Annotated in this window: 2 rRNA genes; both read right to left on the reverse strand. The window is 41.1% G+C overall.

The features are described from left to right. Positions 1–121: ribosomal RNA gene (locus CLLU_RS18500) — 23S ribosomal RNA — on the reverse strand; the annotation flags it as partial. A 729-nt stretch (positions 122–850) separates the two neighbouring features. Further along, positions 851–935, reverse strand: a 16S ribosomal RNA gene (locus CLLU_RS18505); the annotation flags it as partial.

A 935-nucleotide genomic window follows, 5' to 3' on the forward strand; every position in this document is an offset into this window, starting at 1 on the left:
CCATTCGGATATCTCTGGTTCTCTGGCTATTTGCGCCTACCCAGAGCTTTTCGCAGCTTATCGCGTCCTTCTTAGGCTCCTGGTGCCAAGGCATCCTCCATGCGCCCTTTGTAGCTTGACCTTTAGTCTGAAAATTGCTACTAACTTCGCATTTCGTCGTCAAGTCTTTCGCTAAAGTAAGCTCTGCTCCTCCCTCAAGCCTTTCCTTGAACTGCTCGTTATTACCAATTTTCTATTACTTTAGTTATTGCTAAGTTACAAATCTTAACTATTTTCTTTAATATCAATCTCAGCTTTAATCTGCATCTTACTACAAAGGTTATTTCTAACCTTAGCTTTAAAATCGCCATCAGCTTCCTGCAGCTTCGTCAAACGCCTCACTGCGGTGCTCATTTACGCTAAGTAAACTCCGCTCCTCCTTCGGCCTTTTCCTTGCTGTACTCGCTGCTGCCAATTTTAATTTTTAAAGTTGTCATTAACTTCGTATAAATATACTGGTTACTGCCAACTTTCTTATATTTACTGTGCAATTTTCAAAGGACAAAATTTCTTTCAACTCACAGTGTACAATTCAACTGACCAATTGAATTGAAGAATTCAGCTGTCAATTGTCAATTCTTAATTGCCAACTGACTTATGATCCTTCAAAATTAAACAGAATAATAGGATAACTTCTACAAGTAAAAACCATCAAAAATTGCTATTAACTTCGCATTTCTGCGTCAAGTCTTTCACTGTGGTGCTCACTTACATGAGTAAGCTCTGCTCCTCCTTCAAGTCTCTCCTCGATCTGCTCGTTACTACCAATTTTTTTTAAGAAAGCCTTATTGGCTCCCTTTCGACTCCCTAGAAAGGAGGTGATCCAGCCGCAGGTTCTCCTACGGCTACCTTGTTACGACTTCACCCCAATCACTAACCCCACCTTCGGCCGCGTC

It is taken from the genome of Clostridium luticellarii, from assembly GCF_002995845.1.
Classification (GTDB): domain Bacteria; phylum Bacillota; class Clostridia; order Clostridiales; family Clostridiaceae; genus Clostridium_B; species Clostridium_B luticellarii.